We start from the raw sequence: 20418 nt of genomic DNA, 5'->3' as shown, positions 1-20418 counted from the left end.
GAATATCCTCCGCCTTTGAGGGATTTTTCGCGGTGCGCGCCTCATCCGATTTGCGGGATCGCGCCGAACATGCCTCCGATGTATTTACGATAGATACTTTCGTCAGCAGAAACCCGTTCGATGTCGCTCAACCCATAAATTTCAGTTTTTCCGAAACTATCTTTTTCGCAGAACAGCACTTCGCTTGGAGTCAGATGCTCTAGCAACGATGCGTTATGACACGTCATCCAGAGTTGGGCGTCGTGCGGATTGCGCTCGGGGTCGTGAAACCAACGTAGGATTTCAGGTAAAACAATCGGGTGAATCGCAGCGTCGAGTTCATCGACGACGGCCACCCCGCCACGATCCAACACGAAAATCAGCGATGGATAGAGCTTGAAAAACTGGCGTGTTCCATGGCTCTCGTAATCGAATCGCATTGGCGCAAACAATCCGCGATGCGTAAATATTGCCTCCGGCTTGCCAGCAACGATCGCAATATCGACCTTTTCGATACCAATGTCCATGCGTGATATATCTTGATTCAACCTGTCGATATAGACGGGGTTTTCAAAATAATATCGAATCGCGCCATCATCGCTAGGATCCATGCGATTAAATAATATATTTCTCTCCGTCGCAGCAGCAAAGTTCCAAATATATTTCGAATAATCATGATTTATTTGAGAAAGCGTTGATATCGCGCTGGCATTGGGCCGCAGGATCGCGCCGATCGCCTCACGATGCTTCGTCAGATTGAAGGCCTTTGACGCCGAGACCGTGTTGTCAGACCGACGCTCGAAGAGCGTGACCTTGCGCCCATGAGGCCAATATAGAAGCGTCTCTGTGATGACCGGATGATCGAGGTTGCCGGAGATGGTCAATTCGTAGACATAGCGACACTCTCGGGCATGCGGATTGTTTATGTCAGAGATGTCAGCCAGCCCGCCAAGATGCACCACCAGTCTAGTTGGAGAATTCAAGGCCTCTTCGTCATTGAAACGCTCGAAGGGCAAGCGAGCTCCCGGGCTTGAGGAGAAACTATCTTTGATGAACCATACGAGAAAAGACAATGCCCGCAAGACATTCGACTTTCCCGATGCATTGGCGCCAAAGAGTGTCACAACCTTCGGAGCAAACTCATTCGCCCCGCGCCATACCGGCGCCGCACGGCTGAGTTCGTCCGGATGCCTCCCCATCACCCGCAGGTCGATCACCTGCCGGTCACGGATGGACGCGAAATTCTCGATTTCGAGGCGGTGGATGACCATGGGAGCCCTGACCGCGGTTCACCAAGAGGCCCGCGTCGCTCCGCGAAACATAGCGTGCGCCCGCGCCCGCTCCCAGCCCGGAGCAGCGCTGCGATGCCTCACCGCTTCGACGGCAGCCAGTCCGGCTCCGGCTCCTGGCGCGGCAGCACCGCCGCCACCTCGTCGAGATCGACGGTGTAGCTGTCGGTGAGCAGGCGCCAGAGATCCTGGCGGCTGGCGGCGCGGCCGCTCAGCGACGTGACCGTCGCGGCGAGCAGCGACGGGCTGGTGAGGGCGGGGCGCGGCAGGAGCGAATCGGCGAGGCGCATCGTTGAGGGATCCGGTGGACCGTCCACAGGATGCTCGGATCGTGGTTAAGCATGGGTAAAGCACGGCTGGGTTCCGGCCCTGTCATCGCACCGTCGCGGACCGCCGCCAGAAGCCGCCAGCACCGCGCGGGCGTGCCCGTCGCGACCGAACTCCTCGGCCCGTGAGTTTTCGGTGTGACACGCCGCGCGATGATGCGTAGAACCCCGCGCCGTCCCCTGCCGCATCCGGCGGCCCGACCTTGTCCTCGCCGCGGCTCGACCCTGCCCCTGCCGCGGCCCGACCCTGCGAGAGGAAACCCGCCACGATGAGCGATTCCGGAGCGGACAAAGCGCCCGACGTCCAGCAGCCCACCGTGCAACTCCCGAACGTTCACGTGCGGGCCGAGGTGCTGGTCCAGGCGCTGCCGCACATGCAGCGCTACGACGAGGAGGTCGTGGTCATCAAGTATGGCGGCCACGCCATGGGCGACCGCGCCGCGGCGGAGGATTTCGCCGAGGACATCGTGCTCCTCGAGCAGTCGGGCCTCAAGCCCGTGGTGGTCCATGGCGGCGGGCCGCAGATCGGCCGCATGCTCGACCGGCTCGGCATCAAGTCCGAGTTCCGCGAGGGCCTGCGCGTCACCGACGAGGCCACCGTCGAGGTGGTCGAGATGGTTCTGGCCGGCTCGATCAACAAGCAGATCGTCGGCTGGATCTCGGCCGAGGGCGGCAAGGCGATCGGCCTGTGCGGCAAGGACGGCAACATGGTGCGGGCGCGTCGCGCCGCCCGCACGGTGGTCGATCCCGATTCGCACATCGAGCGCCAGCTCGATCTCGGCCTCGTCGGCGAGCCCGAGCATGTCGACCGCACGGTGCTCGACGCGGTGCTGAAGGCCGAGCTGATCCCGGTTCTCGCTCCGGTGGCGGTCGGCGCCGACAACCAGACCTACAACGTCAACGCCGACACCTTCGCGGGGGCGATCGCCGGGGCGATGCGGGCCAAGCGCCTCTTGCTCCTCACCGACGTGCCGGGCGTGCTCGACAAGAACAAGACGCTGATCCCGGAACTGTCGATCGAGGATTGCCGCCGGCTGATCGCCGACGGGACCATCACGGCCGGCATGATCCCGAAGATCGAGACCTGCATCTACGCCCTGGAGCAGGGCGTCGAGGCGGTGGTCATCCTCGACGGCAAGGTGCCGCACGCGGTGCTGCTCGAGCTGTTCACCGATTACGGCGCCGGCACCCTGATCCGCCGGTCCTGACGACCGAGACGCCGGGCGGCCGACCCTACGGCCGCCCGGCCCGTGAGACCCTTCTTTCATCTTCCCTTCCGCCCCGCCTCGCTTAATCTAGGCGCCCGGGGCCGTGGGGCCCCCGTCGCCGGATCGTCCCCTTGCTCCTGCCAGGCGAGAGCCACCTCACCGCGCCTCAGGCCCGCGGCTTCTCGGGGATCGACACCTGGGTGTTCGACCTCGACAACACGCTCTATCCCCACGACGCCCGCGTCTGGCCGCAGGTCGACGAGCGCATCACGCTCTACGTGATGAACCTGTTCGGGCTCGACGGGATCTCGGCCCGGGCCCTGCAGAAGTATTTCTACCACCGCTACGGCACGACGCTCCGCGCGCTGATGGCCGAGTGGAAGATCGACCCCTACGACTTCCTCGACTTCGCCCACGACATCGACCATTCGAGCATCGCCCTCGATCCGGGTCTCGGGCTGGCGATCGAGGGTCTGCCCGGGCGCAAGCTGATCCTCACCAACGGCTCGCGCCGGCACGCCGAGAACGTGGCGAAGAAGCTCGGCATTCTCGACCATTTCGAGGACGTGTTCGACATCGCGGCGGCCGATTTCGTGCCCAAGCCCGAGCGTAGCGCCTACGAGAAGTTCCTGAACCGCCACGGGGTCGACCCGACCCGCTCGGCCCTGTTCGAGGACATCGCCAAGAACCTCGTCGTCCCGCACGATCTCGGCATGGCGACGGTGCTGGTGGTGCCGCGCACCATCGATCCGTTCCGCGAGACCTTCGAGCAGGAGGCGGTGCGCGCGCCCCATATCGACCACATCACCAACGACCTCGCGGGCTTCCTGACCGACCGGGTCAGCCCGGCCCTGGCGGCATGAGCCCACCGGATCGGCAAGGTCCCCACCCCACCGATCCCCGGGAGCACGATCCGGCCGAGATCTGGGGCCGGCGCATCGGCCGCTCCCTCGGGGTCGTGGCCCTCGGGGTGATGGCCTACTGGCTCGGCCGGCAATTGCAGATCTGGTGACAGCGATGACAGAGACGCCCGAGAGCGACTGGAGCCCCCGCCGCGCCCCCGACCTCGCCGCCATCGAGGCCCTGGCGGAGGCCGCCTTCGCGCGCCTGCCGGAGGCGTTCCGCGCCCTGTGCGAGGGGGTGGTGATCCGGGTCGACGAGTTTCCCGACGACGAGACCCTGGAGGAGATGGGCTGCGAGAGCGAGTTCGATCTCCTCGGCCTGTTCCGCGGCACCGGCCTGGCGCAGGGCGGCGGCGCGCTGAACCTCGCCTCCGGGCAATTCCCCAACATGGTCTGGCTCTACCGCCGTCCCCTGCTCGATTACTGGGCCGAGCACGACGAGACCCTGGGCCACCTCGTCGCGCATGTGCTGGTCCACGAGATCGGCCATCATTTCGGTCTCTCCGACGACGACATGTCGGCGATCGAGGCGGCCGCAGAGGAATGACGGGAATTCCCGAGGATCGCCTCCCGAATTGCCGTCATCGGAACGCGCGCTGAAGCCTTGGGCTTCGCACGACTGCGACGCCGATTTCCCGACATCGCGACGTGACCAGCCGGAACACGCATGAGTCCGAAGCCCGGACGCCTGGACCGCCATCAGGCCGACCGCGTCGACGAGCGGTCTACGGCATAGTCCTGACGAGCTAGGGCGGCACCGGCCCGCACCAGCGTCAGCTGCGGGACTAAACTGTTGATTTTGCCACTGAAGTCCCGACCGGGCCGGGCCCGGACGATGGCTGTATGCTCTCGGGCAGTATAACAGTGAAGTGATTGTCGCGCTTCCGGCACAACCCTACCGAGAGGACCGGATCGTCCACCCTCCCGTCACCGCGAACCGGCCATGTCCGCAACCATCACCCTCGCCCCCATCCTCGTCGAGACCGGCAGCACCGACAGCGAGGGCCGCCTGGCCTATCGCGACGGCCGCCTCGTCGGGGTCCTGATCCAGCTCGACCCGGACCTCCACGGCGAGCTGGGCGTCGGCCTGCACTGGTTCCTGGAAGCGGGGTTCGGACGCGCCGCCGACGAGCCGCGCCCGCCGACCTTCCCCACCCTCGACGCGGCGCGCCGCTGGCTCGACGTCCGGACCGCGCCGGTCGCGCCGCATCGTGCTGCGAAGACCCGGGAGCTCACGCCGCATTGCGCGGCGGCAGGGCACTCGCCTTCGGCCGGCTGGTGCGGAACTGGCCTCGCTCCACGGCGATGAAGATCAGCACCACCACGGTGACGCTGGTGAACCACCAGCTCGCCGTGGTGCCGATGCCGAGGCAGGCGGAGCCGAAGGCGGTGGCGGCAGTGGCCATCGCCCCCGGGGTCAGCACCGGATGCTCGCGGCCGGAATGGCGTATGCCGCTCCACAGCACGAAAGCCGCCGCGAAGGCGCCGACGATCCCGAGCTCGTACCAGATCTCGAACAGCAGCGAGGCCGGCGCGTTGGCCGGCAGCATGCCGATCATCTTGCCGCGGAGCGCCGTCTCGAGGCCGTGACCGGTGATGAGCCGCAGGGGCTCGGTCGTCACCACCCGCTGCCAGGCCTTCAGCGTCAGGATCGTCGGGTGGAGCGGCCCGAGCACGGGCGTCAGCACCGGCCGCAGGAGGAACGGCAGCAGCGGCGCGAGCGCCACCAGCCCCGCGGCAACGCCTGCCGTGACCCTTACGCCGAGGCCCTGGCGCCAGGCCGAGAGCGCGAAGGCCGCCGCCCCGCAGGCGAGCGCCAGCAGCGGCACCGGCCCGGGGGCGAGCACCAGCGCGAGCGCCACCACCACGGCGAGGCCGAGCGCCTCCATGTCGCGCCGGCGCGAGCGCAGCCAGGCGGCGGCGGGCCAGACCAGGAGGGCGAGCAGCATCGCGCCGCGTTCGAGCGAACTGTCGTCCTCGAAGCCGCCGCGCAACGCGGCGCCGCTGAACAGCCCGAGCAGCACCGCCCCGATCGCCGCCGCCCCGACGCCGAGCGGCAGGAGGTAGAGGTTGGCCGAGCGCATCCGGTCCGGCAGCGCGAGGTAGCCCGCCACGGTCAGCCCCAGGGTGGCGGCGAGGTTGAGCAGGCGCTCGGTCGCCGGGCCGGGAAACGGCGTCCAGACCAGCGACAGGGCGCACCAGCCGAGCAGCAGCGCGCCGGCCAGGATCGCCCGCGCCCCGCCGAGGCGCGCCAGCCCGGCCCCGAGGGGGCGCTGCGCCCCGTCGAGCAGGGCGGCGATGATGAGCAGCGCGATACCGATCGGCGCCAGGATCACCACGCTGCGCCGCGACGCCAGGGCGGTGACGGGGATCACCACCGTCAGGCCGAAGAAGGCGAGGCGGCGCAGGAGCGCCGCCGCATCGACGGCGGGATCGGGGGTGTGCGTCGTCGCGCGCGGCATGGCGGCCAATCCGGATGACGACGCGAAAGGGCGCCGTTCCCTTCCCTCCTAGTCGAGAGGCCGGTCCCTGCGCTGTAGATGGGGCGCAACACTGAGGCAGGGCGCGGCCCCCGAGAGGCGATCCGCTGCGCCGGATCAGCTGTCCAACGCCGCCGACACATCCTCCTCCGTCACCGCCTCCAGGGGCTTTGCCACCTTGCAGGCGCGCGCGCGGGCGCCGGGGCTCATCACCAGGATCACCGTCTCGGTGCCCGGGCAGGCCGGATCGGCGCAGACGATCTCGTTGACGGCGAGCGTCACCTCGGGGCCGAAGCCCCCGAGGCGGCGGGCGATCTCGGCCACCCGGGTCCGCGCGGCGGCATCCGGCGAGGGACGCTTCCGGAAGGCGCCGAGGAGGCTCACCGAGGTCAGCGCGGCAGGCTGAGGAGGCCGGCCTGACCGTCGGCGCAGCCGAAGGCGAGGTGCTCGCCGCCGGAATGCCAGCTCATCGCCGTCACCGCGCTGCCCTTCACCGCCGGGCGCACCAGGAGCTCGGAGGCGTCGGTGAAGCGGATCAGCAGCACGCAGCCATCCTCGTAGCCCGCCGCCAGCACCGGGGCCTTGGGGTGGAACGCCACCCGCGAGACCCGGGCCGGGCGCACGCCGCATTCCCGCGGCGCCTTGCCGGTCGGGCCTTCCTTGGTATCGAACGGCCAGACGATCACCGCCTCCGCGCCGCTCGTCGCGAGCCAGTCGCCGTCCGAGGACCAGGCGGTGGAGCGCACCTTGGCCGGGTAGCCGGTCATCCGCATGTGGCCGCGGTCGGGCTGGAGGCGCCAGCCGTGCAGGGCGTTCTCCTGCATCGTGGTGATGACGAAGCGCCCGTCCGTCGACCAGGTCACGTCGATGTGGGAGCCCTTCCAGGTCAGGGGCTCGGGCGCGGTCTCGAGATTCGGGTACCACAGGGAGGCGCCGCCGTAATGCGCCACCGCGAGGCGGTAGCCCTTCGGCGCGAAGGCGAGGCCGCGGGCGGTGGAGGGCGCCTCGAACAGCTTCTCGCGGCCCTTGGCGTCGCGGGCGACGACGCGCTTGCCGGCCGCGTACGCGACGCCGCCATCGGGGTGCAGGGCCAGCGCGTCGATCCAGGCGCCGCCCTTGGCCGTCGCGACCGCCTCGACGCTTCCGTCGGCCTTGACCGCGACCACCCGCCCGTCGTCGCCGCCGGTGACGAGGCGCTTGCCGTCGCCCGCGGCGACGAGGAGGCCGGCCTCCGGATGGGCCTCGATCCGGGTGGTCCCGCCCCCTTCCGCGACGAGGAGCACCGTCCCGTCGCCGAGCGCCAGGGCGAGCTGCCGGCCGAGCCACTGCGCCGCGATGACGTGGGCGCCGGCCGCGATCTCGGTGACCTGCTGGGTGAGGGAGGGGGCGGCGGTGGCGCTCATCGCTCTTCCTGTGAACCTCGGATCCTCGGAACCCAGGACCTTTCCCGGGAACCTGGGAACCTCGGGGCCGGGCCTCTCACACGGGGCCGTCCCGCGCAAGGGCGGCGCCGGTTCCCGCCCGGATTAACCGCCCGTCCCGCAGGGTTAAGGCTTCGCTCACCAAACCGCAGCAATTCGAGGGATCGGGCCTGAACACGGCCGAGGTTCCGGTGGTTCTTCCCTCGAACCGCCGCCGCACCGCCCCGAGGCGGACAGGCGGCCCCCATCGTCCTGGAGCGAGTTGCGTCATGATCCAGTCTGCCTTTGCGGCGATGGTGCCGCCCGCGATCCTCCCCTGCGAGACCGTGCTGGTGGTCGAGGACGAGGCGATGGTCTGCGAGATCGCCGCCGAGGCCCTGGCGGATGAAGGCTACCGCGTACTCACCGCCGCCGACGCGGTCGAGGCCGGCCGCATCCTGCAGGCCGAGCGGGTCGACATGCTGTTCACCGACATCGACCTGGCCCGCAACACCAACGGGGTGGCGCTGGCCCGGGACGCGCGGCGCCACTGCCCGCGCCTGCCGGTGGTCTACACCTCGGGCGGCCGCCACACGCTGAGCGACGGCGAGGCGGTGATCGGCTCGGTCTTCGTGCCCAAGCCCTACCGCCCGAGCCAGATCGTGGCGCTCGCCAACCGCATCCTCGGACACTGAACCGCGGACCTACGAACCCTGCCCCAGATGGAGCTCCGTCAACCGATGCGCCCGCCCTTCGTCCTCTCCGGTCTCCTGGCCCTCGTGCTCGCCGGCCACGCCCTCACCGCCGGAGCCAAGGACGCGCCGCCCAAGGACGCGCCGCCGATGCCGGCACAAGCGGCACCGGCGGCGGCCCCCGCCCCGAGCGCGGCCTGCGACGTGGTCGGCCTGCGCCTCGAGGACGTGATCGCGAAGTCGCCCGAATTGCAGCGCTCGGCCAACGAGCAGACCGTGCGCGACCTGCGCACCCTGCGCGACGCCGCCGTGGTGCTGGATGCCTACAAGCACCCGCAGGTCTGCGCCCAGGTTCTGGCGGTCCTGCGCGGACTGGCCGCCAACCCCGAGCGGGCGATCGACCAGAGCGGCGACACCGACGAGGAGAAGGCCGAGGCCGTCGAGAAGGCCAGGGCTCCCAAGGTGCCGGAGAAGTCTCCCGAGAAGACCCCGGAGACGAAGGCGAAGTAACCCTCGATCGAACGGGCGGGATAATGTGGCAACAGGATCCCGCCATCTCCGTTGGGGCTCCGGCAACGGTTCGTGTAACAGATTGGAATTCCTCTGAGTTTCGCCGGCGGCCTTGATCCCGCCCGGCCACCTCGCTAGTTCGTTCCTGCTGGCGGCCCGGGATCGTCTTCCGGGGATGCCGGCCTTGTCCGACGAACAGGAGCGAGAGCCGAGGAGGCGTCGCGCCGACGCCCCCATGGGCGGCCGGCCCGCGCGCCGATGGCCGTTGGCTTGTCGCCGTCCCAGAGGAGTCGCACGACGTGCTCACGCAAGGGTTGCCCCGGTCTTGGGCCAGCATGTCTCGGGCCCGCATCGGCTGCGCTTTGGCCCTCGGCCTCGCCCTGTCGCCGATGGCGACCGCCCAGGCGGCACCGGCCGACGCGCCAGGAAGCCAGGCCCAGGGAACTCAGGCACAGGGAACCCAGGCACAAGGGTCCGACGCGCAGGCGGCCGTCACCCCCGCCGCCGTGAGCCAGCCCGCCGGCCCGCCTCTGCGCGTGGAGCTGAACAAGCTCGAGACCGTGGCTGAGGCCTGCAAGGCGGTGCTGGTCGTCGAGAACGGCAAGGGCGGCCCGATCAAGTCGCTGCGCCTCGATCTCTACGCCTTCGACCCCGACGGCATCGTGCAGAAGCGCAGCATGGTCGAGCTCGGGCCCCTGCCGGCGCGCAAGACGACGCTGCGACAGTTCGAGATCTCCCCCACCCCCTGCGCCCAGGTCGGCCGGGTGCTGCTCAACGACGTGGCGGCCTGCGACGGCAAGGACGCGGCGGGGCACGACCTGACCCGCGAATCCTGCCTGGAGCGCATCGAGCCCTCCTCCACCAAGGGCGCCGCGCCGTTCGTGCGCTGAGCCGTCCCTCCCTCCATCCCTTCCTTCCGGAGACCGCCGAGATGGATCCGACCACCGTGCCCGCCGCGACTGCCGGCCACGATTTCTCCTTCCTCGGGCTCTTCCTGCAGGCCGACCCGATCGTGAAGGGGGTGATGATCCTCCTGGTCCTGGCCTCGCTGGTCTCCTGGACGATCATCCTCGAGAAGATCGTGCGCCTCGCCAGCGCCCGGCGCCAGGCCAAGGCCTTTAACCGCCTCGTCGCCACCGGCGGCATGCCGGAGGCGCGCTCGGGCGTCTCCGCCCGGGTGGTCGCCGCCGCCCAGGAGGCCTGGCGCGACCAGGATTCGAGCGAGACCCGGGCCGAGCGGCGCGAGCGCATCGAGCGCGCGATGCGGGCGGCGCTGACCCTCGACATCAAGCGGATGCAGATCGGCCTGCCCTTCCTGGCCAGTGCCGGCTCGGCGGCCCCGTTCATCGGCCTGTTCGGCACGGTCTGGGGCATCATGAACTCGTTCTCGTCGATCGCGAAGAGCCAGGACACCAGCCTCGCCGTGGTGGCGCCGGGCATCGCCGAGGCGTTGTTCGCCACCGCCATCGGCCTCGTGGTCGCGATCCCGGCGGTGCTGGCCTACAACAAGTTCTCGACCGATCTCGGCCGGATCCAGGCGTCCTTCGTCTCCGGCATCGGCACCCTGGGCAACCGGCTGGCGCGCGACCGCAGCCACCACGCCCGCAGCGCCGCGGCCGAGTAAGACCAACGGTCGTTGGAAACGACCTTTGGTTCCGTTCTCGAATTTTCGTCAAGCCTCTGGCTTGGCATAGACAATTCGAGATGGCTCAATGGCCCGATGCGTCAGCATCTCGGGCCATTGGTATAAGTTCGTTCTTCCCGTTCACCGCGTAGAGCCCCTGCCCCATCGGGCAGGCGGCCGGAGGCCCGTCAGATGGGTATGGGACCGGTGCAGGCCGGCGCCGGCGACGACGATGATTTCGACGCCGCGCCGATGTCCGAGATCAACGTCACCCCGATGGTCGACGTGATGCTGGTGCTGCTGATCATCTTCATGGTCGCGGCCCCTCTCATGACCGTCGGCGTGCCGGTGCAGCTGCCGAAGACCGCCGCCGCCAAGAGCGCGGAATCGAAGAAGCCCGTGGTGGTCTCGATCGACAAGGACGGCCAGGCCTTCCTCGCCAAGGAATTGCTGCCGGCCGACACCGCGCTCGCCCGCCTGAAGACGCTCGCCGCCGAGGATCCGGGCCAGACCGTGCTGGTGCGCGGCGACAAGGACGTGCCCTACGGCAAGGTGATGGAGGTGATGGGCCTCGTCGGCCAGGCCGGCTTCGCCAAGGTCTCGCTGATCGCCAACGCTCCCCCGGGCGGGGCGGCGACGCCCGCGCCTGCGGCCCCGCGATAAGCCCAGAAATCAGCCCGCCAGAAATCAGCCCATGAGCCACACCGTGACGACCGACGCGCCGGAGCCGCGGGAGCCGGGGACGGGCCTCGGCCTCGCCTTCCTGGTGGCGCTCGCCCTGCATGCCGGCGGCCTCTTCGCCCTGACCTACTGGCGCGGCCCGCCGGCCCCGCCCGGCGAGAACGAGATCGCCATCGATCTCGCGCCGGACATGGCGGCGATCGACGTGCCGAACCAGGCGCAGGACGTCGAGAACGCCCCGACCCCCACCGACACGACCGAGCCCAAGACCGTCCCGATGGCCGAGCCGCCGTCCGACACGGTGCCGGTCGACACGCCGCCGCCCGAGACGAAGGCGGAGGAGGTGCCGCAGGAGACCCCGGTCGAGCAGGTCCCGGCCGAGGCGGTGCCGATGGAGAAGCCGCCCGAGGCGGTGGAGGCGGTGCAGGAGCCCGAGGAGCAGGTCGTCACCTCGACCAACACCGAGGCACCGGCGGCCGTCGTGGCCAAGCCCGTGGAGTTGCCGAAGCCGGTCCCGAAGCCCGTTCCCAAGCCCACGCCCAAGCCCAAGCCGGTGGAGAAGCCCAAGCCCGTCGAGAAGCCGAAGCCGGTCGAGAAGCCGCAGCGCGACCTCCGGCGCGAGGCGGAGATCAGGCGCGAGGCCGAGAGGGCGGCCGAGCGCCGGCTCGAGGCCGCCCGCCAGCGCCGCAGCGCGGCCGCCGCCTCGCAGATGAACCAGGGCGGCGCCTCGGCCGCTGCCAGCGCCAACGCCGCCCGGGCCTGGGGCGCGATGGTGCGCGGGGCGATCCAGGGGCGGGTCCGCAGCGTCGGGGCGAGCGGCACCGCGACGGTCCGCTTCACCGTCTCGCGCTCCGGCCGGGTGATCGGCGCCTCGCTCGCCGGCAGCAGCGGCAATCCCAGCATCGACGCCGCGGCCGTGGCGGCGGCCTCGGGCAGCGTGCCGCCGGCCCCGTCGGAGTTCACCGGCGCCCAGCAGAGCTTCACCCTGCCGGTGCGGTTCAACTGAGGACGAGCCGGCGGAACTCCGCCGGCCGACAGGATTTCCGATCGGCTGCCTGGGAACGCCCAAGCGACCGATCGGACGCCGCATGACCACCTACTTCACCAGCGACACCCATTTCGGCGACCCGCGGGTGCTGCGCATCGACCGCCGGCCCTTTCCCGACCTCGCCACCCACGACGCGGCCCTGATCGAGAACTGGAACGCCATGGTGGAGCCGGACGACACCGTCTGGCATCTCGGCGACTTCGCCCTGGGGCCGCCGCCGGAGCGGGTCCAGGCCCTGCTCTCGGCGCTCAACGGACAAAAGCACCTGATCGTCGGCAACAACGACGGGCCGGCGACGCTCGCGGCGCACGGGTGGCTCAGCATCGCGCATTACGCCGAGATCGACGTCGACGGGCAGCACCTCGTTCTGTGCCACTACGCCTTCCGGACCTGGAACCGGATGGGACGCGGCGTCCTCGACCTGCACGGCCATTCCCACGGCAAGCTCAAGCCGGCGACCCGGCAATACGATGTCGGCGTCGATGCCTGGGATTTCCGGCCTGTGACCCTGGAGACGATCCGCGCGACCAGCCGCCGGCGCACCGTGACTTGAAACCGTCCGTGCCCGCCGCGCAACGCTTGTCCGGCCCGGGATCCCTGCCGTCCATCTGAGCAGTTTTGCGCGGAACCCCGCGGGCGCCCTCGACGTTCTTCGGTCACAATCAGCAAGCTTGGCATCACACCTCATCGAAGAGGCAGACCTCCAAAGCTTCGATCCCAAATCTTTCGTGAGTTCAACGATGACCGTCATGCGTCGTCTCCCGCTCGGCTGGCCGCTCGCCGCCGCCCTTCTGCTCGCCGCAGGCCCGGCCCTGGCCCAGCCGGCCTGCATCGGCGCCCAGCGCAAGATCGACGAGGCCGGTGCCCTGCGGTTCCAGGCCCGGCAGGATGCCCGCATCGGCGATCGCGACCGCGTCTGCGACAATCTCGGCGATGCTGAGGACCGCTACGAGGATGCCCGCGACAATCTCGAGGATTGCGGGCTCGGCGTCGCCTCGGTCGACCTCAAGAGCGCCCTTCGCTCGGTGCGCCAGGAGAAGCGGTTCTTCCGCTGCGATTGACCGGTTTCCGGATCGCGAAGCGATCCGTCGGAAACTGCATGGGCGCGTGCCGTAGCGCACACCCTTTCACGTACGATTAACCCATCACTCTCACCAGGCGCTGCCGTGACTTGAGGCGCGCCGGATCGGATCACCCGCCTTGACCAGCGCCAGCCAGACCTCCACCGAGTCCCGCCTCTCCGCTCCGACCGCCGGGGCCCATTCGTTCACCGCGGCGCTCTGCGGCTTCCTCGGCTCGACCGCGGCGACGACCGTGGTGATGCTGCTGCTCAGCAGCGTCTGAAGCCAGGCGGACTTGCGTCGGCACGCCGGCGCGTCGTCCACTCGGATTTTTGTTCTTCAAAGTTTCTGAGGCACGACCAGTCGCGACTTGTGCGACATCCGCTTCGCGCGGCGCCGGGATCCTACGGCGCCACCGACCAGAACCGGCGCCGGGCGAACAGCATCTCCGGTTGACCGACCTGCGGGCTTCCCGCCTGGACCTGGGTTTGCACCGGCGGCGGCGGACAGACCGGCTCCGGGCGCCGGGTCTGGATCACCGCCGGGGCGGGCTGCACGATCCCCATCTTCACCTGGGTTTCCGGATTGCGCAGGGCCGCGACCGTCGCGACGGCGGCCATCAATGCGCCCGCGACGGCGCCGAGGAGGAAATTCAGCATAGTGGTCGGTCCTTGCGCCGACATCGTAGCGGTTTGAAGGCGAATCACCGACACGGAGTGCAGGCGGGCTGCCGCAACGTCGCGCCTGTTTCACAACCCTAGCTTAACAAATCGATGGCAGACCTGCCTCCGAGGCCGCTTCAGCGGCCAGGCGGAGAGGCAGACGATGAGCTACGCGGCGAACGCCTACGCGAGAACGGCCCAGGTGGCGCTGACCCCCCGCGAGGCCGAGGCCGCGGTTCTGATCAAGGCTGCAGCCCGCCTGCAAGCGATCCAGGACAATTGGGACGTCCAGCAGGCGACCCTCAACGACGCCCTCGGCTTCAACCGCAAGGTCTGGACGCTGCTGTCCTCCGCCGCGACGGAACCGGACGCGCCGCTGCCCGAGGAGCTGAAGACCTCGATGGCCCGCCTCGGCGCCTTCGTGTTCACCCGCACCCTCGATGCGATGATCGATCCCACCGCCGACAAGCTGACCGCCCTGATCCGGATCAACCGCGAACTGGCGAACGGGCTGCGCGGGAATCCTTGAACGCTGTCGGGTGAGAGCGGTCGATTGTTTTCCTGAAGCGGAACTCAGACCCTTCGCATCATTCAATTCTATGCCGTCACGTTTCGCGACGCAGCAGGATATATGCTGTGGAAGCAACGGCCGCCGCGCAACAACCCTCCCCCCTCTACGGGGGAGGGTGGCGAACGCAGTGAGCCGGGAGAGGGGCAGCGCGACGCTGATCTAGGTGGCGCGTCTCATCAAGGAGGCCGCGACCTTTCCGGAAGCGTCGCCCCCTCTCCCGCCCCACTCCGTGGGGCACCCTCCCCCGCAGAGGGGGAGGGTTCGCGCGCGTCTCACGCACCGGCGCACCTTCGGGATCGGTCATCCGAACGGATCGAGGCCCCCCGCCAGTCTGCACCTATTTCTGCTGCCGATGCGCCAGCGCGCTGTCGTCACCCGACACCGTGGTCATCGCCGCTTCCAGGCCGCCGGTGTTCTGGTCGGCCCGCTCGGACATCGTCTGATCGAAGTTGCGCCGGTTGGCGGCGTGGTCGTGATACTGCTCGGTCTGCACGAACTTCCCGTCGAGACCGCGCTCCGCCCCGTGCTGGGCCTTGTCGCGGTTGCTCAGCACCATGTTCTCCTCGAGGATGCCCTCGGGCAATTCGGTCATGGCGCCGGTGCCGGAGCCCTTGCCCTGCGCCCCGGGACCCATGTTGTGCCTGTCGGCCTTGGCCATGTTCATCCTCCGATCGAGCGGGTCGCGGGAGAGGATCGTCGCCTCGTCCCGTCTACTCTCTGAGAGTATGGTGCGCATCGGCGGGCGCAAGCGGGGCCGCCGCAAATATTGCCGGGAACCTTTTGGCGGAAGCGGCGATCAAGCCGGACAGGCTGCGTCCGGCTGATCGTTTCAGCGGCAGGGTCTCATCCTGCGACTGTGGACGAGACCTTTGCCGGGACGGGGTTCGTCCCTAATCCTTGCGGCACGGGAATGCATCGCGCAGGGCCAGGAGCGCCAGGACGCCGGCCGGCTCGCGCAGGGCCGGCGGATGGGCGGCGCCGTACTTCACCACGGCCTGCACGAGCTGCAGGCGGTTGCCGTCGGGTGGCAGGCAGGCACCGAGGATCGGCGGCTGGTTGGCGGTATCGGCGACGCCGGCGAGATCCTGCACCGCGGCCATGAAGGCCCAGCAGCCGACGGTCTCCGGATCCTGACGGAACTCGACGTCGTTGCCCCGTACCTTGGCACCGCGCAGCAGGCTCTTGCACTGCGCCACCAGTACCGCGCCCTCGGCGGCCCGCACCGGCAACGGCGCCATCGCCGCCCCGGCGGAGATCAGGACCGCCAGAAGGATGCCGGAAGGAAACCGGGAAGCGGGGCGTCGCAGGGTCTCGCCGGATGACGGCAGGCGGTTCGAGAACCCGCGGGGACGGTTCGGGAACCTGCTCGGGATCGACATGCGGACACAACTCGACGCGGACGACCGCCGGTTGCGGTCTGTCCCATCCTAGCAAGCGCAGCCGGACGCCGCGCCGCGCCGCTCAACACGAGTCACACCCTCGTTGCCGCAGGCTTGAAACAGCGAGGTCCGGGGATGACTCAGCGCGCCGGATAGACCACCCGGGCAAGCGCCGCCTCGACGCGCGGGGTCGGAACCGTGGTCGCGGAGACCTTCTGGTACTGCGCCATCATCCGGCGGGCGGCATCGGCCGGCAGCGCGCCGATCGGCGCCGTCATGGCCAGCAACTCCTTGCGGGTCTTGGCCGCCACCACGCCGGGACGGTTCACGTCCTGGAAGTCGCGCATCGAGTGCTTGTCGGTGTCGGCCTCGCCCTGGAACACCCGCGGCCCCTCGGGCATGATGACGATGTCGCCGGGGCGCAGGGTCGGGTCGCGCAGGAGCGCGGTGCGGGCATCGAGGGACTTGAGCGGCGACACCGCGATCGCCAGGGGCTTCGGCTCCTTTTCCTTGGTCTTCACCTCGGCCTTCGGCAGGGCGACGTAGCGGGTGCGCCCGCGCAGGGCCTTGACCGAGATGCGGTGGCGCCGGGTCGCCCGCTGCCGGATCGGCGCGTCGTAGGGCTGCACGGCGTAGGGCTGCGCCACCGGCGCCGGGGCGGCGGCAGGACCGGAGAAGATCTGGCGGAGGAAATCGAGGCCGTCATTCTCGGCGCGGGCGCCCGCGCTCGAGGCGACGAGCAGGCACCCCGACGTCATGGCCAGGAGCAGGGCGCGAAGCCGGGCAGCCGGCATGGTCTGGTGCAGCGGCATCGAGCCCCTCCAGTGCGTGTGTGGTGGCGATTGTGAGAAATCTGTACTGGTACTCGGCGGTTTAACCTCGACGGCAGCCTGCCAGTTCCGGGCTTTCCGCCAACGATGAACAATTTATGATCGTGCCGCTCGGCCCCTCTCCGATCGGATAGGGCACGAGCCCGGCAAGGGTGCGTCGGCGCCGGAATCCGGACCGAAACCCGCCATCCCCGGCCCTGGTCCTGGATGGCGACGAGAGGCGACGACGCGACGGGAGCCGGGGACGATGCCGCCAGGAATACGCGCGAGAACACGCGCGAGAACACGCGCAAGAACGCATGCAACAACACGCGTCCTGGTTCGCGCGATCCTCGCCCTGGCCCTCTCGCCGGCCGGCCCGGTCCACGCCCAGGCGCCGGACCGGCGCGTGCCGATGGAGCCGACGGCCTGGCCGTTCACCGCGATCGGGCGCGTGAACGTGGCGAAGGGGCCGGCGCATCGCAGCCATTGCACCGGCACCCTGGTCGGGCCGCGCCACGTGCTCACCGCCGCGCATTGCCTGTTCGACGACCGCCTCGATACCTGGGTCAAGCCGCATCAGGTCTTCTTCGTCGCCGGCCAGGCCCGCGACCGGAATGCCGGCACCGCCGAGGTCGAGGCCTTCCGGCTCGCCCCGGGCATCGACCTGCGGCTGGCGATGCGGCCGCATCCCGGCGGCATCGCCGCCGAGATGATCGGGCGCGACTGGGTGATCCTCACCCTGCGCACGACGCTGCCGCTCAAGCCGGTGCCGTGGCTCGTGCTGGCGAGAGCCGACCTGCCGAAGAGCCGGCCGGGCACGGTGGTGGCGCTCGCCGGCTACGCCGCCGACCGGCCGTACCTGCCGGTGATCGACCGCGGCTGCGCGGTGCGGATCGACGCACCGGTCCCGGGCCAGCTGACCGATACGTGCGAGTCGATGTCGGGGGAATCCGGGGCGCCGGTCCTGGTGCTCGATGCCGACGGTGCGGCGGCGCTCGTCGGCATCCACACGGCGGTGACGGGCGGCGAGCGGGTCGGACGGGCCTATCGCGCGGGCCGGGGTGCCGGCGTCGCCGCCGGCAGCTTCGCGGCGGCGCTCGACGAGATGGTCAGGAAATGAGGCGCCAGAACGCCACCTGCGTGTCGCCGTAGGTCCGGCGCTCCAGCTCCGAGAAGCCGTCCGGCGCCGTGAGGGTTGCGGAGGCCGCCTCCTCCACCACCGCCAGGGCGTCGTCCGCGAGCCAGCCGCCGTCGCGCGCCGCGCTCAACGCCTTGGGGGCGAGGTCGCGGCCATAGGGCGGATCGCAGAAGACGAGGCCGAAGCGCTCGCCGGGCGGCGCGGCACCGAGACGCGTGGCGTCGCGGCGAAACAGCCGCGTCACCCCGCCGAGCCCGAGGGTGTCGAGGTTCTGGCGGATCACGCCGCGGGCCTCCGCCCCCTCGTCGACGAGGAGCGCGAAGGCCGCGCCGCGGGAGATCGCCTCGCAGGCGAGCGCCCCGGTGCCGGCGAACAGGTCGAGGACGCGGGCCCCCGCGACCGGATCGTCATAGGCATGCGTGAGGACGTTGAACATCGCCTCGCGCAGCCGGTCCGAGGTCGGCCGGATCGCGTCGCTGCGCGGCCCGGCGAGGCCGCGGCCGCGCAATTCCCCTCCGACGATCCGCATCGCTCAGCGCTCAGCCGCGCGGCGGCCGGCCGCCGCCACCGCCCGGACGGCCACCGCGCCCGCCGGGCTTCGACCCACCGCCGCCACCGGCGCGGAAGCCGCCGCCGGGCTTGCCGAACGGCTTGCCCCCCGGCCGGCCACCGCCGCCGGGACGGCCCTCGCCCTTGGCGCCGAAGGGCTTGCCGCCGAAGGACTTGCCGCCGAAGGACTTGCCGCCGCCGCCGGGCTTCGCGCCGAAGGACTTGTCACCAAAGGACTTGCCGCCGGGCTTGCCCCCGAACGAGCGGCCCTCGCCGCCGCCGGAGCGACCCTCGAACGAGCGCCCGCCGCCGCCACGGCCCTCGCCCCCGAAGGAGCGACCTTCGCCGCCACCGGAGCGGCCCTCGAACGAACGACCACCGCCCGGACGGCCCTCGCCCTTGGCCCCGAAGCCGCGGTTCCCACCGCCGAAGGACCGGCCTTCGCCACCGGACCGACCCTCGAACGAGCGACCGCCGCCGCCGGGACCGCGGCCCTCGCCGCCGAAGGAGCGACCCTCGCCGCCGGAACGACCCTCGAACGAGCGACCGCCGCCACCGGGACCACGGCCTTCACCCCCGAAGGAACGGCCTTCGCCGCGGCCGCCGAAGCTCTTGTTGCCGCCGAAGCCGCGGCCCTCGCCGCCCTCGGGGCGCCCGCCGGGCCGGCCGAAGCCGCGGCCACGGCCGCCATCGTCGCCGAGGCCGGCCTTGGCGCCGCCCCTCGGCGCGACGTCGTCGCGGGAGCGGCGCATCGGGCGGTCGTCGCCGCCGGGACCCCGGTTGGCACTCGGGCCCCGGTTCGACGCGCCGTCCCGGTCGTCGCCGCGGAACTTGGTGCGGCGATGCGGCGCCGCCTCGTCCTGCGGCGCGGGCACCAGGCGCTCGACCAGCACCCGGCGGTCGCCCGACGCGATGGCGCCGACGCGCTTGCGCGGGGCATCCGCCATCGCGGCGCGGATCTCCTGCGGGCTGTCGCCGCGCCGATGCACCCGGCCGCGATTCGGCAGGTCGCCGGCGGCCTCGGCCTCGGAATCGCGCCAGACCGTCCGAACCGGAGCCCGGCGGCCGACCTGGGCCGCGGGCGGCTTGCCGAATTGCGGGCGGGCCGGGTCGCGCCCACGGGGCGACCCCTCCTGCTGCGCCGCCCGGGCGGCGGCCTTCGGCGAGCCGAACGGGGCGATCGGCTCGCGCACCGGGCTGGTGAAGTCGACGCCCGCCTGCTCGGCGAGCGAGTGGCCGAGCTGGTCCTTCAGCACCCGGGTGCGGATCTCCTCGACCAGCCCGACCTCGAGCTCGCCGAGCTGGAACGGGCCGAAGGAGAGCCGGATCAGCCGGTTCACCGACAGGCCGAGATGTTCGAGGATCCGCTTGACCTCGCGGTTCTTGCCCTCGCGCAGGCCGAGCGTCAGCCAGACGTTGTCGCCCTGCGCCCGGTCGATCGTCGCCTCGACCGGACCGTATTCCATCCCGTCGATGGTCACGCCCTTGCGCAGACCGTCCAGCATCCCCTGGTCGACGTCGCCGAAGGCGCGCACGCGGTAGCGGCGCAGCCAGCCGGTCTCCGGGTGGGCGATGACCTTGGCGAGCCCGCCATCGTTGGTGAGGAGCAGGAGCCCCTCGGTGTTGATGTCGAGCCGGCCGATCGCCACCACCCGGGGCATGTCCTCGGGCAGGGCGTCGAACACCGTCTGGCGCCCTTCCGGGTCGCGGGCGGTGGTGACGACGCCGCGGGGCTTGTGGAACAGCCACAGGCGGGTGCGCTCGCGGGTCGGCAGCGGCTCGCCGTCGATCGTGATGCGGTCGCTCGGCGTCACGTTGACCGCCGGCGAATCGAGGCGCTGGCCGTTCAGGGTCACGCGGCCTTCCGCGATCATCGCCTCGGCGTCGCGGCGCGAGGCCACGCCCGCCCGGGCGATCGCCTTGGCGATGCGCTCCGGCTCCGGCTCGGCCGCCACGGCCGGCTTGGCGGGTGCCGCCCCGCGCGTGCTGGAAGCCTGGCGCTCCGGGGAGCCCGCGGATGCCTCGTCCCGTCCGCGACGCCGCTGCGGCGCCCCGGTCTCGTCGTCGTTGATGTCGTTCATGCGCGCCTGATACCAGACGGGGTCTG

The 20418-nt window shown here is 70.4% G+C and carries 27 protein-coding genes; 16 read left to right on the top strand and 11 right to left on the bottom strand.

Annotated elements, in window-relative coordinates; genetic code table 11:
• Positions 1-41 precede the first annotated feature (41 nt).
• Positions 42-1250 carry an AAA family ATPase gene (locus F1D61_RS25480; protein WP_203154935.1) on the bottom strand — a complete coding sequence of 403 codons (1209 nt, stop codon included), beginning with the start codon at positions 1248-1250 and terminating at the stop codon, positions 42-44.
• Between the two features lie 98 nt (positions 1251-1348).
• Complete coding sequence (locus tag F1D61_RS25475; protein ID WP_203154933.1) at positions 1349-1558, bottom strand: hypothetical protein; 210 nt, start codon at positions 1556-1558, stop codon at positions 1349-1351.
• A 305-nt stretch (positions 1559-1863) separates the two neighbouring features.
• Here F1D61_RS25475 and argB point away from each other — a divergent pair, with 305 nt between their 5' ends.
• The 5 genes from argB to F1D61_RS25450 all read left to right on the top strand — a co-directional run bounded on the left by argB (position 1864) and on the right by F1D61_RS25450 (position 5013).
• A complete protein-coding gene (gene argB / locus F1D61_RS25470) occupies positions 1864-2802 on the top strand; it encodes an acetylglutamate kinase (RefSeq protein ID WP_203154931.1) in 939 nt (312 codons plus the stop codon).
• Between the two features lie 131 nt (positions 2803-2933).
• Entirely contained in the window at positions 2934-3665 is a 732-nt protein-coding gene (locus F1D61_RS25465; RefSeq protein ID WP_203154929.1) for a pyrimidine 5'-nucleotidase, read from the top strand.
• A complete protein-coding gene (locus F1D61_RS25460) occupies positions 3662-3814 on the top strand; it encodes a hypothetical protein (RefSeq protein ID WP_203154927.1) in 153 nt (50 codons plus the stop codon). The genes F1D61_RS25465 and F1D61_RS25460 overlap by 4 nt, the downstream gene beginning before the upstream one ends.
• Before the next feature lie 5 nt (positions 3815-3819).
• A complete protein-coding gene (locus F1D61_RS25455) occupies positions 3820-4251 on the top strand; it encodes a metallopeptidase family protein (protein WP_203154925.1) in 432 nt (143 codons plus the stop codon).
• A 396-nt stretch (positions 4252-4647) separates the two neighbouring features.
• Complete coding sequence (locus F1D61_RS25450; RefSeq protein WP_203154923.1) at positions 4648-5013, top strand: hypothetical protein; 366 nt, start codon at positions 4648-4650, stop codon at positions 5011-5013.
• On the opposite strand, the gene F1D61_RS25445 is transcribed toward F1D61_RS25450, so the two are convergent.
• The 3 genes from F1D61_RS25445 to F1D61_RS25435 form a co-directional block, all read right to left on the bottom strand.
• On the bottom strand, positions 4937-6166 hold the full coding sequence (locus F1D61_RS25445; protein WP_203154921.1) for a peptide ABC transporter permease: 1230 nt from the start codon (positions 6164-6166) through the stop codon (positions 4937-4939). The genes F1D61_RS25450 and F1D61_RS25445 overlap by 77 nt on opposite strands.
• Before the next feature lie 135 nt (positions 6167-6301).
• Positions 6302-6568, bottom strand: coding sequence for a hypothetical protein (locus F1D61_RS25440; protein WP_203154920.1), 267 nt, complete (start codon positions 6566-6568; stop codon positions 6302-6304).
• Between the two features lie 5 nt (positions 6569-6573).
• The gene (locus tag F1D61_RS25435) at positions 6574-7587 is read right to left on the bottom strand and encodes a WD40 repeat domain-containing protein (RefSeq protein WP_203154918.1); all 1014 of its coding nucleotides are present in this window, start codon (positions 7585-7587) and stop codon (positions 6574-6576) included.
• Between the two features lie 287 nt (positions 7588-7874).
• Here F1D61_RS25435 and F1D61_RS25430 point away from each other — a divergent pair, with 287 nt between their 5' ends.
• The 9 genes from F1D61_RS25430 to F1D61_RS25390 all read left to right on the top strand — a co-directional run bounded on the left by F1D61_RS25430 (position 7875) and on the right by F1D61_RS25390 (position 13483).
• Entirely contained in the window at positions 7875-8279 is a 405-nt protein-coding gene (locus tag F1D61_RS25430) for a response regulator (protein ID WP_203154916.1), read from the top strand.
• 27 nt (positions 8280-8306) lie between these two features.
• Entirely contained in the window at positions 8307-8786 is a 480-nt protein-coding gene (locus F1D61_RS25425) for a photosystem reaction center subunit H (protein ID WP_246775532.1), read from the top strand.
• Between the two features lie 335 nt (positions 8787-9121).
• Positions 9122-9676, top strand: a complete 555-nt coding sequence (locus F1D61_RS25420; RefSeq protein WP_203154915.1) for a Tat pathway signal protein — start codon at positions 9122-9124, stop codon at positions 9674-9676.
• 41 nt (positions 9677-9717) lie between these two features.
• Complete coding sequence (locus tag F1D61_RS25415; protein WP_203154914.1) at positions 9718-10410, top strand: MotA/TolQ/ExbB proton channel family protein; 693 nt, start codon at positions 9718-9720, stop codon at positions 10408-10410.
• 192 nt (positions 10411-10602) lie between these two features.
• Positions 10603-11073 carry a protein TolR gene (tolR, locus tag F1D61_RS25410; protein WP_203154913.1) on the top strand — a complete coding sequence of 157 codons (471 nt, stop codon included), beginning with the start codon at positions 10603-10605 and terminating at the stop codon, positions 11071-11073.
• Positions 11074-11104: 31 nt separating this feature from the next.
• The gene (locus F1D61_RS25405) at positions 11105-12097 is read left to right on the top strand and encodes an energy transducer TonB family protein (protein ID WP_203154912.1); all 993 of its coding nucleotides are present in this window, start codon (positions 11105-11107) and stop codon (positions 12095-12097) included.
• A gap of 82 nt (positions 12098-12179) precedes the next feature.
• Positions 12180-12692, top strand: coding sequence for a metallophosphoesterase family protein (locus tag F1D61_RS25400; protein WP_203154911.1), 513 nt, complete (start codon positions 12180-12182; stop codon positions 12690-12692).
• A 196-nt stretch (positions 12693-12888) separates the two neighbouring features.
• Positions 12889-13200, top strand: coding sequence for a hypothetical protein (locus tag F1D61_RS25395; protein WP_246775531.1), 312 nt, complete (start codon positions 12889-12891; stop codon positions 13198-13200).
• A gap of 139 nt (positions 13201-13339) precedes the next feature.
• The gene (locus tag F1D61_RS25390) at positions 13340-13483 is read left to right on the top strand and encodes a hypothetical protein (protein ID WP_203154909.1); all 144 of its coding nucleotides are present in this window, start codon (positions 13340-13342) and stop codon (positions 13481-13483) included.
• Between the two features lie 121 nt (positions 13484-13604).
• On the opposite strand, the gene F1D61_RS25385 is transcribed toward F1D61_RS25390, so the two are convergent.
• A complete protein-coding gene (locus F1D61_RS25385; protein WP_203154907.1) occupies positions 13605-13859 on the bottom strand; it encodes a hypothetical protein in 255 nt (84 codons plus the stop codon).
• Between the two features lie 166 nt (positions 13860-14025).
• Between F1D61_RS25385 and flaF the strand changes: the two genes are divergently transcribed.
• Positions 14026-14391 carry a flagellar biosynthesis regulator FlaF gene (gene flaF / locus F1D61_RS25380; protein ID WP_203154905.1) on the top strand — a complete coding sequence of 122 codons (366 nt, stop codon included), beginning with the start codon at positions 14026-14028 and terminating at the stop codon, positions 14389-14391.
• Positions 14392-14770: 379 nt separating this feature from the next.
• Here the strand turns inward: flaF and F1D61_RS25375 are convergent, their stop codons facing one another.
• The 3 genes from F1D61_RS25375 to F1D61_RS25365 form a co-directional block, all read right to left on the bottom strand.
• The gene (locus F1D61_RS25375) at positions 14771-15091 is read right to left on the bottom strand and encodes a hypothetical protein (protein WP_203154904.1); all 321 of its coding nucleotides are present in this window, start codon (positions 15089-15091) and stop codon (positions 14771-14773) included.
• A gap of 232 nt (positions 15092-15323) precedes the next feature.
• Positions 15324-15812 carry a Rap1a/Tai family immunity protein gene (locus F1D61_RS25370; RefSeq protein WP_246775530.1) on the bottom strand — a complete coding sequence of 163 codons (489 nt, stop codon included), beginning with the start codon at positions 15810-15812 and terminating at the stop codon, positions 15324-15326.
• Between the two features lie 140 nt (positions 15813-15952).
• Positions 15953-16624 (bottom strand): hypothetical protein, encoded by a 672-nt coding sequence (locus F1D61_RS25365; RefSeq protein WP_203154903.1) that lies wholly within the window; start codon positions 16622-16624, stop codon positions 15953-15955.
• Positions 16625-17036: 412 nt separating this feature from the next.
• On the opposite strand from F1D61_RS25365, the gene F1D61_RS25360 reads away from it, so the two are divergent.
• On the top strand, positions 17037-17744 hold the full coding sequence (locus tag F1D61_RS25360; protein ID WP_246776006.1) for a trypsin-like serine peptidase: 708 nt from the start codon (positions 17037-17039) through the stop codon (positions 17742-17744).
• Here the strand turns inward: F1D61_RS25360 and rsmD are convergent.
• Positions 17734-18291 (bottom strand): 16S rRNA (guanine(966)-N(2))-methyltransferase RsmD, encoded by a 558-nt coding sequence (rsmD, locus tag F1D61_RS25355; RefSeq protein ID WP_203154901.1) that lies wholly within the window; start codon positions 18289-18291, stop codon positions 17734-17736. The two genes, F1D61_RS25360 and rsmD, sit on opposite strands and share 11 nt — an antisense overlap.
• Positions 18292-18301: 10 nt before the next feature.
• Positions 18302-20392 (bottom strand): pseudouridine synthase, encoded by a 2091-nt coding sequence (locus F1D61_RS25350; protein ID WP_203154900.1) that lies wholly within the window; start codon positions 20390-20392, stop codon positions 18302-18304.
• Between the last annotated feature and the right edge of the window lie 26 nt (positions 20393-20418).

Source organism: Methylobacterium aquaticum, from assembly GCF_016804325.1.
GTDB classification, from domain to species: Bacteria; Pseudomonadota; Alphaproteobacteria; order Rhizobiales; family Beijerinckiaceae; genus Methylobacterium; species Methylobacterium aquaticum_C.
Note: the sequence above shows the minus strand (reverse complement) of the source record. Positions and strands in the feature narration are given on the sequence as shown.

Bases quoted from the DNA above. Each gene is read 5' to 3' on its own strand.
- rsmD (WP_203154901.1), bottom strand. From the start codon at position 18,291: ATGCGGATCGTCGGAGGGGAATTGCGCGGCCGCGGCCTCGCCGGGCCG.
- F1D61_RS25385 (WP_203154907.1), bottom strand. From the start codon at position 13,859: ATGCTGAATTTCCTCCTCGGCGCCGTCGCGGGCGCATTGATGGCCGCC.
- flaF (WP_203154905.1), top strand. From the start codon at position 14,026: ATGAGCTACGCGGCGAACGCCTACGCGAGAACGGCCCAGGTGGCGCTG.
- F1D61_RS25475 (WP_203154933.1), bottom strand. From the start codon at position 1,558: ATGCGCCTCGCCGATTCGCTCCTGCCGCGCCCCGCCCTCACCAGCCCG.
- F1D61_RS25350 (WP_203154900.1), bottom strand. From the start codon at position 20,392: ATGAACGACATCAACGACGACGAGACCGGGGCGCCGCAGCGGCGTCGC.
- F1D61_RS25455 (WP_203154925.1), top strand. From the start codon at position 3,820: ATGACAGAGACGCCCGAGAGCGACTGGAGCCCCCGCCGCGCCCCCGAC.
- F1D61_RS25420 (WP_203154915.1), top strand. From the start codon at position 9,122: ATGTCTCGGGCCCGCATCGGCTGCGCTTTGGCCCTCGGCCTCGCCCTG.
- tolR (WP_203154913.1), top strand. From the start codon at position 10,603: ATGGGTATGGGACCGGTGCAGGCCGGCGCCGGCGACGACGATGATTTC.
- F1D61_RS25400 (WP_203154911.1), top strand. From the start codon at position 12,180: ATGACCACCTACTTCACCAGCGACACCCATTTCGGCGACCCGCGGGTG.
- F1D61_RS25405 (WP_203154912.1), top strand. From the start codon at position 11,105: ATGAGCCACACCGTGACGACCGACGCGCCGGAGCCGCGGGAGCCGGGG.
- F1D61_RS25415 (WP_203154914.1), top strand. From the start codon at position 9,718: ATGGATCCGACCACCGTGCCCGCCGCGACTGCCGGCCACGATTTCTCC.
- F1D61_RS25375 (WP_203154904.1), bottom strand. From the start codon at position 15,091: ATGGCCAAGGCCGACAGGCACAACATGGGTCCCGGGGCGCAGGGCAAG.
- F1D61_RS25395 (WP_246775531.1), top strand. From the start codon at position 12,889: ATGCGTCGTCTCCCGCTCGGCTGGCCGCTCGCCGCCGCCCTTCTGCTC.
- F1D61_RS25445 (WP_203154921.1), bottom strand. From the start codon at position 6,166: ATGCCGCGCGCGACGACGCACACCCCCGATCCCGCCGTCGATGCGGCG.
- F1D61_RS25430 (WP_203154916.1), top strand. From the start codon at position 7,875: ATGATCCAGTCTGCCTTTGCGGCGATGGTGCCGCCCGCGATCCTCCCC.
- argB (WP_203154931.1), top strand. From the start codon at position 1,864: ATGAGCGATTCCGGAGCGGACAAAGCGCCCGACGTCCAGCAGCCCACC.
- F1D61_RS25365 (WP_203154903.1), bottom strand. From the start codon at position 16,624: ATGCCGCTGCACCAGACCATGCCGGCTGCCCGGCTTCGCGCCCTGCTC.
- F1D61_RS25450 (WP_203154923.1), top strand. From the start codon at position 4,648: ATGTCCGCAACCATCACCCTCGCCCCCATCCTCGTCGAGACCGGCAGC.
- F1D61_RS25480 (WP_203154935.1), bottom strand. From the start codon at position 1,250: ATGGTCATCCACCGCCTCGAAATCGAGAATTTCGCGTCCATCCGTGAC.
- F1D61_RS25435 (WP_203154918.1), bottom strand. From the start codon at position 7,587: ATGAGCGCCACCGCCGCCCCCTCCCTCACCCAGCAGGTCACCGAGATC.
- F1D61_RS25360 (WP_246776006.1), top strand. From the start codon at position 17,037: ATGGAGCCGACGGCCTGGCCGTTCACCGCGATCGGGCGCGTGAACGTG.
- F1D61_RS25460 (WP_203154927.1), top strand. From the start codon at position 3,662: ATGAGCCCACCGGATCGGCAAGGTCCCCACCCCACCGATCCCCGGGAG.
- F1D61_RS25370 (WP_246775530.1), bottom strand. From the start codon at position 15,812: ATGTCGATCCCGAGCAGGTTCCCGAACCGTCCCCGCGGGTTCTCGAAC.
- F1D61_RS25425 (WP_246775532.1), top strand. From the start codon at position 8,307: ATGGAGCTCCGTCAACCGATGCGCCCGCCCTTCGTCCTCTCCGGTCTC.